At 36.3% G+C, this 15,995-nt stretch carries 16 protein-coding genes; 6 read left to right on the top strand and 10 right to left on the bottom strand.

Going from position 1 to position 15,995, the window contains the following annotated elements; all coding sequences use genetic code 11:
• Positions 1 to 77: 77 nt before the first annotated feature.
• Positions 78 to 1,328: an ABC transporter permease gene (locus BME96_RS04285; RefSeq protein ID WP_071648402.1), complete on the bottom strand. Its 1,251-nt coding sequence runs from the start codon at positions 1,326 to 1,328 to the stop codon at positions 78 to 80.
• A complete protein-coding gene (locus BME96_RS04280) occupies positions 1,321 to 2,220 on the bottom strand; it encodes an ABC transporter ATP-binding protein (RefSeq protein WP_071648401.1) in 900 nt (299 codons plus the stop codon). The genes BME96_RS04285 and BME96_RS04280 overlap by 8 nt, the downstream gene beginning before the upstream one ends.
• A 556-nt stretch (positions 2,221 to 2,776) precedes the next feature.
• Here BME96_RS04280 and BME96_RS04275 point away from each other — a divergent pair.
• Positions 2,777 to 2,962 carry a YhzD family protein gene (locus BME96_RS04275; protein ID WP_071648400.1) on the top strand — a complete coding sequence of 62 codons (186 nt, stop codon included), beginning with the start codon at positions 2,777 to 2,779 and terminating at the stop codon, positions 2,960 to 2,962.
• Positions 2,963 to 3,087: 125 nt separating this feature from the next.
• Here BME96_RS04275 and BME96_RS04270 read toward each other — a convergent pair whose 3' ends face one another.
• Positions 3,088 to 3,858 carry an enoyl-CoA hydratase gene (locus BME96_RS04270; protein ID WP_071648399.1) on the bottom strand — a complete coding sequence of 257 codons (771 nt, stop codon included), beginning with the start codon at positions 3,856 to 3,858 and terminating at the stop codon, positions 3,088 to 3,090.
• Positions 3,859 to 4,074: 216 nt separating this feature from the next.
• Complete coding sequence (locus tag BME96_RS04265; RefSeq protein ID WP_019376157.1) at positions 4,075 to 4,434, bottom strand: YlbF/YmcA family competence regulator; 360 nt, start codon at positions 4,432 to 4,434, stop codon at positions 4,075 to 4,077.
• Positions 4,435 to 4,591: 157 nt separating this feature from the next.
• On the opposite strand from BME96_RS04265, the gene BME96_RS04260 reads away from it, so the two are divergent.
• Together BME96_RS04260 and BME96_RS04255 are read left to right on the top strand one after the other, a co-directional pair.
• Positions 4,592 to 5,488 carry a PucR family transcriptional regulator gene (locus tag BME96_RS04260; protein ID WP_071648398.1) on the top strand — a complete coding sequence of 299 codons (897 nt, stop codon included), beginning with the start codon at positions 4,592 to 4,594 and terminating at the stop codon, positions 5,486 to 5,488.
• A 93-nt stretch (positions 5,489 to 5,581) separates the two neighbouring features.
• Entirely contained in the window at positions 5,582 to 6,679 is a 1,098-nt protein-coding gene (locus BME96_RS04255) for an ABC transporter ATP-binding protein (protein ID WP_071648397.1), read from the top strand.
• A gap of 84 nt (positions 6,680 to 6,763) precedes the next feature.
• Here BME96_RS04255 and BME96_RS04250 read toward each other — a convergent pair whose 3' ends face one another.
• Both BME96_RS04250 and fumC read right to left on the bottom strand, forming a co-directional pair.
• Positions 6,764 to 6,970, bottom strand: a complete 207-nt coding sequence (locus tag BME96_RS04250) for an alpha/beta-type small acid-soluble spore protein (RefSeq protein ID WP_019376154.1) — start codon at positions 6,968 to 6,970, stop codon at positions 6,764 to 6,766.
• Positions 6,971 to 7,232: 262 nt separating this feature from the next.
• Positions 7,233 to 8,618 carry a class II fumarate hydratase gene (gene fumC, locus BME96_RS04245; protein WP_060681561.1) on the bottom strand — a complete coding sequence of 462 codons (1,386 nt, stop codon included), beginning with the start codon at positions 8,616 to 8,618 and terminating at the stop codon, positions 7,233 to 7,235.
• Positions 8,619 to 8,895: 277 nt separating this feature from the next.
• Between fumC and BME96_RS04240 the strand changes: the two genes are divergently transcribed.
• Entirely contained in the window at positions 8,896 to 9,807 is a 912-nt protein-coding gene (locus tag BME96_RS04240; RefSeq protein ID WP_071648396.1) for a zinc dependent phospholipase C family protein, read from the top strand.
• A 49-nt stretch (positions 9,808 to 9,856) separates the two neighbouring features.
• On the opposite strand, the gene BME96_RS04235 is transcribed toward BME96_RS04240, so the two are convergent.
• Positions 9,857 to 11,155: an MFS transporter gene (locus BME96_RS04235; RefSeq protein WP_083547412.1), complete on the bottom strand. Its 1,299-nt coding sequence runs from the start codon at positions 11,153 to 11,155 to the stop codon at positions 9,857 to 9,859.
• Between the two features lie 190 nt (positions 11,156 to 11,345).
• Positions 11,346 to 11,579 carry an IDEAL domain-containing protein gene (locus BME96_RS04230; protein WP_071648394.1) on the bottom strand — a complete coding sequence of 78 codons (234 nt, stop codon included), beginning with the start codon at positions 11,577 to 11,579 and terminating at the stop codon, positions 11,346 to 11,348.
• Between the two features lie 248 nt (positions 11,580 to 11,827).
• Between BME96_RS04230 and BME96_RS04225 the strand changes: the two genes are divergently transcribed.
• Positions 11,828 to 12,694 (top strand): cation diffusion facilitator family transporter, encoded by an 867-nt coding sequence (locus tag BME96_RS04225; RefSeq protein WP_071648393.1) that lies wholly within the window; start codon positions 11,828 to 11,830, stop codon positions 12,692 to 12,694.
• Between the two features lie 35 nt (positions 12,695 to 12,729).
• Here BME96_RS04225 and BME96_RS04220 read toward each other — a convergent pair whose 3' ends face one another.
• Positions 12,730 to 13,023, bottom strand: a complete 294-nt coding sequence (locus BME96_RS04220) for an AzlD domain-containing protein (RefSeq protein WP_071648392.1) — start codon at positions 13,021 to 13,023, stop codon at positions 12,730 to 12,732.
• Positions 13,020 to 13,751: an AzlC family ABC transporter permease gene (locus BME96_RS04215; RefSeq protein ID WP_060681551.1), complete on the bottom strand. Its 732-nt coding sequence runs from the start codon at positions 13,749 to 13,751 to the stop codon at positions 13,020 to 13,022. The genes BME96_RS04220 and BME96_RS04215 overlap by 4 nt, the downstream gene beginning before the upstream one ends.
• A 395-nt stretch (positions 13,752 to 14,146) precedes the next feature.
• Between BME96_RS04215 and nhaC the strand changes: the two genes are divergently transcribed.
• The gene (gene nhaC, locus BME96_RS04210; protein ID WP_071648391.1) at positions 14,147 to 15,511 is read left to right on the top strand and encodes a Na+/H+ antiporter NhaC; all 1,365 of its coding nucleotides are present in this window, start codon (positions 14,147 to 14,149) and stop codon (positions 15,509 to 15,511) included.
• The last annotated feature ends 484 nt before the right edge of the window (positions 15,512 to 15,995 follow it).

Below are 15,995 nucleotides of genomic sequence, written 5' to 3'. Positions count from 1 at the left end.
AATAAAAAAAGCCGAAGTGCTTCGAAACATTATGAAGAAGTTTCGAACACAGTTCGGCTTTTGGCTTATCTGATAAATTATTCTTTCTTCGATAATACAATTGCTTTTTTTAAGTCCTTTAATGAACTGGAGCGTCCATACATTAGTACGCCACCTTTATAAACTCTTGCGCCTATAATTGCTAACAGAATGATAGATGCAATCAAAATACCGATTGAAAGAGAAACCTCCCAAACTGGGACATCCAGCATTCCAACACGCAGGAACATTACCATTGGTGTAAAGAACGGAATGAATGAGCTGATTCTTACAAGCGCCGAATCTGGAGTCCCAATTCCAAACATTGCGATAAAGAAAGCGATAAGTATTAGGAAGACCATTGGCATAATTAATTGCTGAACATCTTCAACCCTGCTCACTAAAGATCCGAGCATAGCAGCTAGGGTAGCATATAAAAGATAGCCTAATATAAAGAACAAAATAGCGTATAGATAAACGGTCGGAGAGGTATCCTGTATGCCAAAAATTTCAAAAAAGCCGCCGGTAAGTTCATCTTTTTTGCTTGAGATTAGAAAATAACCTACCCCAATAAATAAGATGACTTGTGTAAGTCCTAATAAGGCGATACCAACTATTTTTGCAAACATATGGGTCACAGGGGATGCGCTTGATACTAGGATCTCCATGACACGCGAGGATTTTTCTGTCGCCACATCTGTTGCAATCATTTGTCCATAAAGCATCACGGACATATATAATAAAAATAACATGACATATACAATTCCTCTTGCCTGATTTAATTCTTCATCCGTTTTAGCGCTTTTATCAAGGGCATCTGCTTGAAAATCTACAGGTGCATTGATCATTGCCAGCATCTCTTCACTTATACCTGACTGCTCTGTTGCCATAGAAATTTTAAGTTGCTGCAGTTGCTGTGTCAGCGTCATTTGCTTTCCTGCTTCAGAAATATTATTCGCAAAATAAGAAGCTTTCGGCAGCATGCTGTCATTATAATCTAACACAAGCAATGCACTATAATCCTCATCTTGGACAGCATTTTTTCCATCCTCGACTGTACCTTCATACGAAATCAGTTGAATATTTTCATCGGTATTTTCAACTTGTTGATTAAGCGGATCAAACAGTTCATTCGTTTCATCTATTACGGCAATTTTATCAGCTTGATCGTCTGCAAACATGTCAACAATAGATTGAAAATTTGCCATCCCTACAATAAGTAATAGTGTTATCACTGTACTAATTACAAACGATTTAGTTTTCACTCGAGACATGTATGTATGTGAAAGTATAATCCAAAATTTATTCATACGAAGCACCTACTTTCTCAATAAAAATATCATTTAAAGAAGGCTCTTCTATTTCAAATTTGCGCACAAAGCCTTTTCCTTGTAATGCCTGAAATATCTCTTGTGATACTGCTTCCTGTTCAATTTGCAGTTCGCACCCTTCCATAACTTTCTTATAGTGAAGGACACCTGGAAGCTCCGCTAAAAATTCTACTGGGAATTCTGCATGGATAATTAAGTTTTTCTTACCGAAGGATCGTTTTATCTCTTTCAGTGATCCTTGAACGACTTGTTTTCCCTTATGCAAAATACATAATTGTTCACATAACTCTTCCACATGTTCCATTCGATGTGAAGAAAATACGATAGATGTGCCTTGTTCTTTCAAATCCACTACTGCTTCTTTCAGCATTTCGACATTAATTGGGTCTAAACCAGAAAAGGGTTCATCTAATATAAGAAGCTTTGGTTCATGCAAGACAGCTGATATAAATTGAATTTTCTGTTGATTCCCTTTCGATAGCTCTTCCACCTTTTTGTTTAAATACTCAGGGACCTGAAATCGATCAAGCCAGCCCTTTAAGCCTTTAAGCACATCATTCTTGTGCATACCTCTTAATTTCCCTAAATAAATCAATTGCTCTTTTACTGTGAGCTTGGGATATAATCCTCTTTCCTCTGGTAAATATCCGATCAAATGACTTTTATTGTAGTTTATTGTTTCACCATTCCAGGAAATTTCACCCTCTGTTGCGTCTAGCAGTCCGAGAATCATTCGGAATGTGGTTGTTTTTCCAGCCCCATTTCCACCTAGAAATCCAAACATCTCTTTTTCAGGTATTTCTAATGACAGCTGATCAACTGCTGTGTGTGTACCAAATCTTTTTGTCACTTTATTTAATTTTAAAACCATTCTACCTCTCCTCCCCTCTGTTTCTTACGTAATTACTTGGAATTATGTTTCATTTTTTTATTTTAACATTTATCTTTACAAATAGGAGGAATGGATTAGAGATTTTATTTCTTAAATTTACTTTCCTTGCAGGATTTTAATAATATATACAGAATAAATAATTATAGGAATTTTACTGTTCTACTATATATTGGTGAGGGAAAAATGATCGACAATGCGTAATAGTACATAGTTGGAGGAATATGCGAAGGAGAGAAAAGCTATTTATTCGTTAATCCAAAATGGCTAAATAACACCGATACGGAAAAACACTGTGAGGTTACGAACAGATGCCACGCTTGTGCTCGGAGGTGTGAAAGCGTACATCTGTAATGGAATGCAATGGCGATATATTATCATCTAAACCTATTTAAGTAGATTTTAGTAATTGATTCTAGAAAAGCCGTTTAGCCTCCCAAAAAGTTACTTTGCAGCATTTCTATAGTGTGAATTGCTTTAAGCTTACTATTAACCATAAATGTAGATCATATTTTAAAGACTTCTAGGAGGAATTACAATGAGAACTTATAATTTAACGGTTTTTAATCAAACAGGTGAAAAGCTACTTGATGAAGCATTCACTGCTGGAACAGACGAAGAAGCGAAAGAAGTTGGCCAGGCACGATTGTCCGAAGAAGGCTATAATGACCATACACATCGTTGTGTATCACCAGAGGCTAAGCTTATTTTGTTTCACAGATAATAAAATTCAGTTTGGGTGAAAGTGAAAAGTAATTTATTGAAGTAAATGCCGAACTTGTTTCGTAACTTCTAGTTATGACTCTAGTTCGGCTATTTTCTTCTTTGCTACTTATAACCTTTACATTACTAATTCCCTTTAAAATGTGGCTTCCTTTTTTCAAGAAAAGCCTGAACACCTTCCTTATGATCCTTTGTATTTTTAAGCTCCCATTGGATCTTATGCTCTTCATTAAGATAATTAACCAACTCTTCCTTGTTCTTAGAGTGGTATAACATTTTGGTTTTCAGCATAGCTTTAAGTGGTGTTGTCATTAACTTAGTTGCGAATTTGGCTGCATATTCCCCTACAGATTCCTCTGTAACCATATCAACAAGGCCCATACTTTTTGCCTGGGCGCCATCAACCTGCTTCAACCCCCAGATAAACTGTTTCGCCATTTGCGTGCCAAGTCTTTCCTTTAGAAGAAAGTGCCCTCCTCCATCTGGAGCTAATCCTATACCAATGAAAAGCATACCCAACTTTGCTTCCTTTTGTGCTACCACATAGTCTGCAGTTAAGGCTATACTCAATCCTAATCCCGCTGCTGATCCCTGAATTGCAGATACGACTATTTTGGGCATCATATAAAGCTTTAAAGCTACTTTTCCAATTAAATCCATTACCTCATCGAAAAACTTCTTCTCTGCAAAATCTTCCATCATTCCAATATCTCCGCCTGCACAAAAGGCATTCCCTTTTCCAGCAAGGATAATAACTCGATCTTCATTTTTTTCAACATCTTCAAGTACAAAAAGTAAATCTTCAAGCATTTGCTTATTTAGGGCATTATACCTCTCCGGGCGATTCAAATAAATATAGGAAACATTGTTTTTTGATTCAAATATTACAGTACTCATTATCAAAACCCCTTTACAAATAAAATAGACTACTCACTATGATTTCTATTTCATCTAAAGAAAATCCTGCATACTCTAATAATAATCACAAAATACGATGAAATATTTCCAGATTAAAGCAATACCTTGTTTTTAGTTATTACTCATTTCTAAGTATCAAAAAAACCTGCAAAATACATTGCAGGTTTTGAGTTCTTTCTCTGATGGAAGCAAGTGTTATTCAGTTGGCTCTTCCGGCATACCGTATAATTCCTCTAAAGGCTTTGTAATAATACGGCTCACATCGTTGATAACTAAATTAAGGCGCTGTTCTTGCTCCATTAACTTTGAAATCTCTTCATGTTGTTGGACAAGCTCTACAACTTGACGTGCTTTTTCTACTTCTTCTTCTGTTATTTCCTGACCTTGCATCTGTTTCTCTTGTAATGCCATTTGAGTATCACGGAAGTTTTCGAACATTTGCTTTGCAGTTGGATCATTCATTACTGCATCATAAGCGTTTTTCAAATCTTTAAATTCTTCACTTTCGCGGATTGCTTTCTCTAAATCATAAGCACTATCATAAATGTTAGGCACAAAATTTCCTCCTCCGTTTTTCTTACTCCTACTCACTATAACAAACGTGTTGGTTCCTGTATAGCATTTAAAAGTATCGATTATTTCGTCATTCTCATTTTTAAATACATAAACTATTGCTATAATTATACAAAGTCATCCTTGTGGAGGTTTTATAATGATTCAACAGTTAAAACGAATTTTCCCTTCTCTCATTTTATATAACGAGCATGAATACTACCCTCCTGATACATACAAATGGTTTATTACCAATAACAAAGACATCATAGGTATAGAGGAAAAGGAACTTACGATAAAGGAAAACAATATCCTTGATACTTTCCTACAACCTTATTCTATTCAATTTCCGCCTCCTACATCTGAAGAAGTGGAATGGCGAAAAATAATAAATGGTGAGAAAATGCAAATCAAGGCTCTCCCCAAGACCTACAGATTTGTTTACTTTATATTTAAACATAATCAGATTAGCCCAATAAAATTTAAAGAATCAATGGAAACTCTTTTTTATAATTCCATACCAATTTTGTGGGAAAATGAAAATGAGGGGATTTTAATTGAGGAGATTAGTAACTTAACAGAAGAATGGGTCTCCTATGAACAAATCATTGATGTACTTATGAGTGATCTTTATGTGAAAATCAATTTTTTAGTTGGACCTTCAATGACATCTATTGATTTCGCCAGCACACACTATAAGACACTTATAGATAGTGCACGCACCACATTCACAGACACTGAAAAACAAGTAATTAGCTTTACTGAAGCACTACCTTATCTTCTTATTGATCAAATGGAAGAGCCCTTTCAAGAAGAGCTCATTTCTTTAATACTAAAAGAGTGTAGATCTGATGAAGATTTGTTGCGAGAAATTCTTACCTTTTTTCAATGTAACTTAAATGTTTCCGTAGCGGCTAAAGAATTACATATGCACCGAAATAGCTTACAATACCGGCTTGATAAATTTTTTGATAAAACAGGGATTGATTTAAGAGAATTTCATCAGGCATTTACTGTTTATCTAACAATTTTAGTAAACATGCACAGGGAAGTGTAAAAACTTTGTGCATGTTTACTATTTTTATTTTTCTGATTCCTTACTATAATTTAGATATAATATAAAAACGTTTACATAATTGGAGGAGAAAAGATGGCTGAATTACGTTTAGAACATATTCAAAAATCATATGATAAAAAGGTAGTTGCGGTTGATGATTTTAATCTACATATCGAGGATAAGGAATTTATTGTATTTGTCGGTCCTTCTGGCTGTGGTAAATCAACCACTTTACGCATGATTGCCGGATTAGAAGAAATTACTGGTGGAGAGCTATACATCGATGATAAAAAAATGAACGATGTAGCTCCTAAAGATCGCGACATTGCAATGGTATTCCAAAACTATGCATTATATCCGCATATGAATGTGTATGATAATATGGCTTTTGGATTAAAACTACGTAAATTTAAAAAAGATGAAATTGACAGCCGTGTTAAAAACGCTGCAAAAATACTTGGCCTGGAAGCTTATCTTGATCGTAAACCAAAAGCACTATCGGGCGGGCAGAGACAACGTGTGGCACTTGGAAGAGCAATTGTTCGTGATGCGAAAGTATTCTTAATGGATGAACCTCTATCCAACCTGGATGCAAAGCTCCGTGTACAAATGCGTGCAGAAATCCAAAAGCTACATCAACGTCTGCAAACAACAACAATTTATGTAACACATGACCAGACAGAAGCAATGACAATGGCAACCCGTCTTGTAGTTATGAAGGATGGGATTATTCAACAGGTTGGTGCACCTAAAGATGTATATGATAATCCGGAAAATGTCTTTGTTGGTGGATTTATCGGCTCCCCATCCATGAACTTTTTCACAGGGAAATTAACGGAAAGCCACTTTGAGATTGAAGATATAAAAGTAAAAGTTCCAGAAGGTAAAATGAAAATACTTCGTCAGCAAAATTACGTTGGTAAAGATGTCGTACTCGGCGTGCGCCCCGAAGATATCCATGATGAACCTGCATTTATTAATGCATCCAGCGACACCGCCATAACTGCAACAATTGATGTAGCAGAATTAATGGGTGCTGAGTCTTACTTGTATTCAAAAATTAATGATCAGGATTTCGTTGCAAGAGTTGACTCCCGTACGGATATAAACGGTGGAGAAAACATTACACTCGCTTTTGATATGAATAGTGCCCATTTCTTTGATGCTGAAACAGAGCTGAGAATTAGATAAAATCGGAAAAGCAAAAGCTACAAATGTTTTATAACTTATTTAAAAATTTAGGGGAAAGCCTTCAAGGCTTTCCCCTTACCATCATTATTTGTATTGTCCGCCACTCATTTGTTGCTGAGCAGTTTGTACAAGACGCTTTGTGATTTCTCCACCAACAGAACCGTTAGCACGAGAAGTTGTATCAGCACCAAGGTTTACACCAAACTCAGTAGCAATTTCATACTTCATTTGATCAAGAGCTTGTTGTACTCCTGGAACTACTAATTGGTTTGAATTGTTGTTATTAGCCATGTCTATCACCTCCTGTAATAGATAGTGTAAGCAGAATCCCATATCTTATTACGAAATAATTTTGGTAAATTGTAGCTATGTTTCCATATTAGAAAAAGAGGAAGACATGGAGGTAAAACAACTTAAGCAAGGCTTTAGCAGAGGTGTCTTGGGCAAGATTCAGTTTTTACTGAGATTGCTAAACCGGACAATGTAATTTTTTTAAAATGGATACATAATAAAAAACCCATCAATGATGGGTTTTTTAGTTTTGTCATTTAATTTATTTTGGATGTGTCATTTCTTCTGGTTTTACATACTTCTCAAACTCTTCTTCGGTTAGTAACCCTAACTCCACCGCAGTTTCTTTCAATGTCGAATTGTCCTCAAAAGCTTTCTTAGCAATTTTCGCAGCATTTTCATAACCGATATGTGGATTTAATGCTGTTACTAGCATAAGTGAGTCATTAAGATACTTTTCAATTTGTTCGTGGTTAGGTTCAATTCCTTGTGCACAACGTTCATCAAAAGACACAATACTATCAGCTAGAATTTGGCAGGATTGTAAGAAATTAAAAGCAATCACTGGTTTGAACACATTTAACTCAAAGTTCCCCTGACTTGCAGCAAAACCAATTGTAGCATCATTTCCCATTACTTGAGCTGCCACCATTGTTACAGCTTCACTCTGTGTTGGGTTAACTTTACCTGGCATAATAGAACTCCCAGGTTCATTAGCAGGTATCGTTATTTCGCCAATACCACAGCGTGGACCGCTAGCTAGCCAACGTACATCATTAGCAATTTTCATCATATCTGCTGCTAACGCCTTTAATGCCCCATGCGCATATACAGTTTCGTCATGGCTTGTCAACGCATGAAACTTATTTGGAGCAGAAATAAAATTCTTACCAGTAAAATTATTGATAGCTTCACAAACTCGTTCTGAAAACTCAGGATGTGCGTTCAATCCTGTCCCTACAGCTGTACCACCAATAGCTAACTCCTTTAAATAGTGAAGGCTTTCTTCCACCATGGACTCTGACTTTTCCAGCATTCGATGCCACCCGCTGATTTCTTGGCCGAGTGTTAACGGAGTAGCATCTTGTAAATGAGTGCGCCCTATTTTCACTATATCCTGGAATTGATCCATTTTTACTTTTAATGTATCTTTTAATGTTCTGATTGCAGGTAAAACGACATCCTCCATTTTTAATACGGATGCAATGTGCATGGCTGTTGGATAAGTGTCATTAGAACTTTGTGACTTATTCACATCATCATTAGGATGTAAAGAAAGGTCGCTCCCCTGCTTCCCCAGCCACTGATTTCCAACATATGCAATCACTTCATTCACATTCATATTCGATTGGGTACCACTGCCAGTTTGCCAAACAACCAAAGGAAAATGATCATTTAATTGTTCTTCAAGTACTTGATCGGCTGCATACTCGATCGCTTCTGCTTTCTTAGCATCTAATAAACCTAAGTCACTGTTAGCTTTTGCTGCACTTTTCTTTAAAATAGCAAACGCTTTAATAATTTCATTTGGCATTTTCTCTGTTCCAATAGGAAAGTTTTGTTTACTTCTCTGTGTCTGTGCACCCCAATACTTATCTGCTGGTACGTTAATTTCTCCAATTGTATCTCTTTCCACGCGATATTCCATCGATGGTTCCTCCCTATGTATAAATACTTGTTATAAATCTTCTTCTATTGTACCAAAAAATATAGATATGAAAAGAAAGAAAAGCTTAGCGGATTTTTTATTGACACAAAATTGTACCTATTCCGCTTTCCATATAAGATGGTTTTCTTTTATACTTGTTTAAGAGTGTATTAGTATATACTGGAAGACAAAGAAAATAGTTGGAACAGATTTTAGAAGGAATGAAAAACAAATAGAGGTCTTCCATCTAAAAATAATTCAGGAGGAGGATTGCTCTATGCCAAACATCTGGACACACATACTTTTTTGTGAAGAGGTTGCTGATGCTGTTAAGAAACCCTATCCGTTTTCGAAGTATGAAAACTACATGAAATTGGGTGCTCAAGGTCCTGACCCATTTTTTTATCATAACTTTTGGCCGTGGGTTAAAGAAGGTCCTGTACAGGAGATTGGGAATTTACTGCACACAGAAAAATGTGGAGGTTTTTTAGTTGATCTGATTACTTCTGCTAAAAATAAGAGTGAACATATAAAAGCATATGTATATGGTTTTATCACACATCATATTCTTGACAGGAACACCCACCCTTACATTCATTACAGAGCGGGTTATGAAGGGAATAAACACCAAAAACTCGAAGTAATTATTGATACATTGCTTATGGAGAAATATCACAATCTAAAAACATGGAAGACACCTGTTTATAAAGAAATTGACGTCGGATTTAATTTAGATAAAGAACTATCTGTTTTTTTATATGAGGCGATACAGAGAAACTATTCTCAGCTTAAACAAGAATCTGCTCATTATATTCAAAAATCTTACAAAGATATGAAGCTTGCTCTGCGCCTCCTGTCTGATCCGTATGGTTGGAAAAATATTGTATTTAGCAATTTAATTTCTTCTTTTTCACATCAACCAATTCAAAACGAAAAAGACTATTTAAATATGCAGAACAAAGTATGGTATCATCCCGCAACAAACGAGCGTTTTACAGATAGTTTCATCGATCTTTATAGTCAAGCAAAGGCAGAGGGGTACGAAATATTATCTGAAGTACAGCGTTATTGGAATGATAAAGATACTTCAAGTAAATACCTCCACAGCCTAATTGATGATATTTCTTATGATACGGGAAAACCTTTATCACTTCAGCTTGAAAATCGATACGCTGAACCGATTGTATAAACATTTGTAAGGAGACCCAAATGCTTGAGTCTCCTTATTAGTTAGATTTTTATTTTTGTTTTATCTCCACTTTATCTTGAACGTTGGTTTGAAGTGCTGCTTCCTGCATACCTTTCTCGACATTAACAAACTTTAATAGAATAATACCTCCGATAAAAAATATGATTAGGGAAATAATACCTAAGCGACTTGAACCTGTTAACTGACCAACCAATGCAAATAAAAATGGGCCAAAGATTGCTGCAAACTTGGAAGATATACCATAAAAACCAAAAAACTCAGCATGCCTATTATCTGGTACCATTCGGCCAAATATCGATCTGCTTAAGGATTGCGCGCCACCTTGCACCAAACCAACGCATACTGCCAACAAATAAAAGTGCAAAGCAGAAGTCATAAAATAACCCAGTACAACAATACCCATATAAAAATAAAGCGTAAAGGTTAATGCCTTCTTAGCTGTAAACTTTTTTGCGATTGAACCAAATAAAAAAGTAAACGGGATACCTACAAACTGCGTTATCAGCAAGGCAGCAATTAACGAATTTCCATCTATTCCAATATCCCTGCCATAAATGGTAGCCATTTTTATAATAGTTGAAATACCATCATTGTACATCCAAAATGCTAATAGAAAAATCAATAATTGCTTGTATTGTTTTATTTCTTTAAATGTAGATGTGACTCGTGTGAATCCAATTGCTATATACGACTGCTCTCTCTTAGCACGAACCTTTTTCTCTTCTTGAATATTTTTAAACAATGGTAATGAAAACAAAAACCACCATACACCTACAGTTGCAAAGGATAATTGACTAGCAACTGTAGCATTAGGAATGCCAAACCAATCATGTTTTAATATCATTAATATATTTATTGCTAATAGCAGTCCTCCACCAATATAGCCCCAAGCGAAACCAGCCGTGGAAATTTTATCTATTTCATCTTCATTAGCAATTTCCGGAAGAAAGGCATCATAAAAAACGTTTCCCCCAGAAAAACCAATTGTGCCCACGATGAGTAAAATAGAAGCAAATATATAATCTCCTTCCCCTACAAATGCAAGCAGAACACTTGCAATCATTCCCATATATGCAAAAAAACGAAGGAATTTTTTCTTTGCTGCAGAATAATCACTAATCGCTCCGAGAACAGGTGCCAATATTGCTACAATCAGTACAGCAATAGATTGAGAATAACCCCAAAAACTTGCAGCAAGATTCTCATTTACTCCTACAGCAGCTACATCATAATAAAATACAGGCAAGACTGCAGCCATAATTGTTGTAGCAAATGCAGAATTCCCAAAGTCATAAAGCATCCAGCTAAAAGCCGTTTTCTTTCTCATCATTTACCCCCCTTTACTTGTAAGCATATCAAAATAAATGTCTCCCTCACATCGTTTCATGATTTCTTTTAAAATTAACTGCAATAAATTCATTAGAAAGATAATCGCTTACATTTTCGACTAATAATATTTCTTTCTGCCCATACAAAGAACCTCACCTCTTAAAAAGGCAAGGTTCTTAAAGTATGATTTATTCCCAAATAAAATGCCTATATTCTTCACTTAATTTTATGAACAACTCTTCATTACCAGTGTCAATCGCATCATTGATTGCTTCTTCAAGATGGTTTTTATTTACATTAAAGCAAAGTTCGTCTAACAATAATCGTGAAGCAAACTGCATTTCAAACGAGACCTCGCGTTTAGCTGTTTTACTCTCACCCTCGTATCTTAGAAATCGAAATACTACTTTTTGCTTTTTCATGTCAAGACCCCCTTGGTCCTTTAATACTATTATCCATAATTTTCGGAATGATTGCAACAGTTTTTATTTAAAAGTTTAATTATTATTTATTGCGCTTCTTGATAAACTAGAAAATGTTTGCCGTATGAAACATACTTATCTGTTTACAATACATATAGCCATGGTATTGTTTGTTTCTCTAGACCCACCAACTATGCTTTTGGTAGACTATGTAAGTATCTAGGGACGTAGTAAATGGAGGAAGCTAGATGGATCATTCGGATAACTTAAAAAAAGGTGAAAAGGGTGCATGGATCAGTATTATCACCTATTTATGTCTTGCAATTATAAAATTAATTATCGCTCATGAAGGAGATTCGGACGCGTTACGAGCAGATGGGCTAAATAATACTACTGACGTTATCGCTTCGGTTGCTGTGTTAATTGGTTTAAAAATTTCCAGGAAGCCTCCAGATGAAGATCACCATTATGGCCATTACAGAGCTGAAACTATCGCATCATTATTTGCCGCATTCGTTATGATGTTGGTCGGTGTTCAAGTAATCGTTGAGACATTAAAAAAAATGTTATTAGACGAAGTTTCTCAACCTAATATGTTAACAGCATGGACTGCATTGGGTGCTGCGATTATTATGTTTTTGGTGTACTTATATAATGTTAATCTTGCTCGCAAGATACAGAGCAGTTCTTTATTTGCAGCCGCACAGGACAACCGTTCAGATGCGCTTGTAAGTATAGGAGCTTTCATCGGAATTACCGGTTCTCAATTTGGACTTTTTTGGCTTGATCCATTAGCAGGATTACTCGTTGGCTTCATTATTTGTAAAACTGCCTGGGAGATTTTTAGAGACTCTACTCATACATTGACAGATGGTTTTGATGAAAAGCAGATAAAGCAGATTAAAGAAAGTGTTAAAAGAGATCCTGATGTTAAAGAAGTGGTGGATGTGAAGGGAAGGATTCATGGCAATCAGGCTTTCATTGATATTACTATCCTTGTAGATGGTGCGCTTAATGTAGAACAAAGTCACAATATATCCGATCGAATAGAAGAATACCTATATAAAAAACATAATATTAACCATGCACAAATTCATATAGAGCCATATAAATAAAACAGGATCATTTCATTAAATGGTCCTGTTTTATTTTATAAAGTGAATAGAAAAACGGTTGCTATAGCTCCTGCTACAACTAGAATTACATTCAAACCGATATATGCTAATCCGATTGCCACTAAACCTCCAATAAGACCAATGTGTGGCTGATCAGGTCGAACGGATAGTATTCCAGGAAAAATCAGTGCTCCCAATGCAGCGAAGGGAATAGCGGTCAGCCATCGATTTACCCAATCTTTAAATTGCAATTTATCTACAATAAAGGCTGGAAGGAGTCTTGGTATCATAGTTACAATACACATACCTACGATTATAAAAAGTATCATTTTACTTCCTCCTTCAATAAGTAGATGCCACTCATACCACCAATAATAGTACCAGCTACAATTGCCCACCCTGTACTCATCCCTAATTGAATGCATAATGCGTTAATTAGCATGGCAACTAGTGCGATTAATCCTAATTTAAATTCCTTTTTCACAGACGGCACAAGCAAACCTATAAACATAGCGTATAACGCAATCCCCATACTCTGACTAAGCTTTTCGGGTATGATATCCCCCAGAACACCACCGAGAAATGATCCTATTACCCAAGATAAATAAGCGGTTAAGATAAGAGCTGTATAAAATAAAGCTCCTTTATCTTTATTAGCCTCTTCCGTATGTAATGCCGAGACAGCAAACGTTTCGTCTGTGAGTCCTAATGATAGCGGTGCTTTCCATTTTAATTCCATGCCTCGTAAGCGATTCATAAAGGAAAGACTCATAACAAAGTGTCTGAAGTTTAAAACAAATGTAGCTATAATGATTTCTGCTGCGCCAGCCCCTAGAGCAATCATGTTTGCACCCATAAATTGACTTGCTCCTGCAAACACCATCACACTCATCAACGTTAATTCTGTTAATGTCATGCCCGACTGTTTTGCCAATACACCATAAGTTAACGCGATTGGTAAATAGCCAACCATAATCGGAAATCCAGCTGCTATACCTTTTTTTATCATCCTTGAGCTATTCGATTGCTCCTGTTTATCGAGAATATTTTCATTCATCATCTTCCCCCCTGAAGCTGCAATTCAAATTATTATAACGTATTTTTTTAATTTTAAAAAGATTTCACCTCTCTATTTTCCATTGACAAAATCACTAAAGCATATTATATTCGATAATAATCTAATTGAATATGACAATCCCGGATGAAAGTAAATTATATCTGAGCAGAAAGAAGAGACAGAGTGGTTGGTGAAAACTCTGGCAGGAAATAATTGAAGTACACATCCATTAACTCGGATTTATTTTATATGAGTGGTTGGAGAATTTCTTCAACAATCAGGGTGGTATCGCGGAGTCAGCTTCGTCCCTTTCTATAGGGGGCGAAGCTTTTTTATTTAATGAGAAATTATAAAACTTTTTTGTACTTTATTTTTCAACCTAGAGGAGGTTCACCATGTTTCCTATTAAACCGAAACATCATCCACCATTAACGGAAGCTATCATTTCTTTTCTGATTCTTATTAGTTTGATAAGCTACTTTATTATTGCTATTGGCGCTCCCCCGCATGTTCCAATTATACTTGCGATTTTTCTTTTAATTGTCTATGGCTTCATGAAGAAAATAGCTTTCACAGAACTTCAGGAAGGGATGACTGAAGGAGCCAGAGCCGGTATGGGGGCAATATTTTTATTTTTACTTATCGGTATTTTGATCAGCAGCTGGATCGTCAGTGGCACGATTCCATCATTAATAAATGTTGGGTTTACACTTATTGAGGGTACGTGGTTTTATGCCATTGTATTTGCAGCTACGGCAATTATCGGTGTTTCAATGGGGAGTTCTTTAACAACCACAGCAACCATCGGCGTAGCTTTTATAGGCATGAGTGAAGCATTGGATGCTTCTATGGCCATAACTGCTGGAGCTATTGTTTCCGGGGCTTTTTTCGGCGATAAAATGTCGCCTTTATCTGATACGACCAATTTAGCATCCACAATTGTAGGTGTTGACTTATTTGGTCATATTAAACACATTAGCTTGACAACAATCCCAGCATTTATTATCTCCTTTATTCTATTTGCTCTATTGTCACCTAATGAGAGCATGCCGATGGGTACAGGAGATAATTACCAAATGGCTCTTGAAGCCACCGGATTAATTCACTGGTCTTCATGGATTCCGTTACTCGTTATTATTTTATGCACGATTTTAAAAACACCAGCCTTTCTCGCTTTGGGGTTAAGTAGTGTTGTCGCAACTTTTATAGCTGGAATAAGAGATGTGTTGCCTTGGAGCGAGATTTGGAACGTTTGGTTTAACGGTTATACTGCAACGACTGATTTTCAACCTGTTAACGATTTATTAACGAAGGGTGGAATAAACAGTATGTTGTTCACCATTTCTCTTGTTATAGTAGCGTTAGGCTTCGGAGGATTGCTCTTTGTTACGGGTATCATTCCAGCTATCCTCCTCTCTTTACAAACCAAACTAAGGAAAACGCGCACCATTATACTGTCAACAGCAGCTACAGCAATTGGCGTGAACGTTTCTATTGGTGAACAGTACCTTTCAATTATGCTAACTGGTGAAACTTTTAAAGGAGTATACGAAAAAGCTGGCCTTTCTAAGAAATCACTGTCACGGACATTGGAGGATGCCGGAACAGTAATAAATCCATTGGTTCCTTGGAGTGTTTGTGGTGTATTTATTGCAGATGTATTAGGCGTACCAGTATTAACTTACTTACCATTCGCCTTCTTTTGCTTACTAAGTCCAATTATCACAATGGTCTTTGGCGGAAGAAAGCTAAAAAACTAGCGACTTATTCATTACAATGCAATATTATTTTTCACATAAATTGAAAGATAAAGATCTGTTCCTTTCTGTAAAGTTGGAAGAAAATGCGAACTAGTGGATATGATTTTTTAATCTCGCTACAGGAAAATATTACGCTTTCCGCGGGCGGCCTGCAAGCCTCCTCGAACTCCACTAACGTTCCGTTCTGTGGGGTCTCGCTAGTCTCGCTTTTCCCGCAGGACAAGGAAAGCTACGTCAGCAAGGCATCGCACGAAAAAAATGAGTATTTCCATTTTTGAGGAGTCTTCATATTTTCCCTTCGCTAGGATGCGTTAGAAATATCGAAGTGATAATATATTTGTCAAAAAAAATAATTGAGCAAACTTTAAACTTAGATAAAAGTCCATACCAATTGATTGGAATGGAAGATGGCAATCTAAAAACGCCACGTCCTGTGGCAACGATTGCATGACCAACGTCCTGTTGGCCCACGACTCCTGCCGGA

Source organism: Virgibacillus halodenitrificans, from assembly GCF_001878675.1.
Classification (GTDB): Bacteria; Bacillota; Bacilli; order Bacillales; family Amphibacillaceae; genus Virgibacillus_Q; species Virgibacillus_Q halodenitrificans.
Note: the sequence above shows the minus strand (reverse complement) of the source record. Positions and strands in the feature narration are given on the sequence as shown.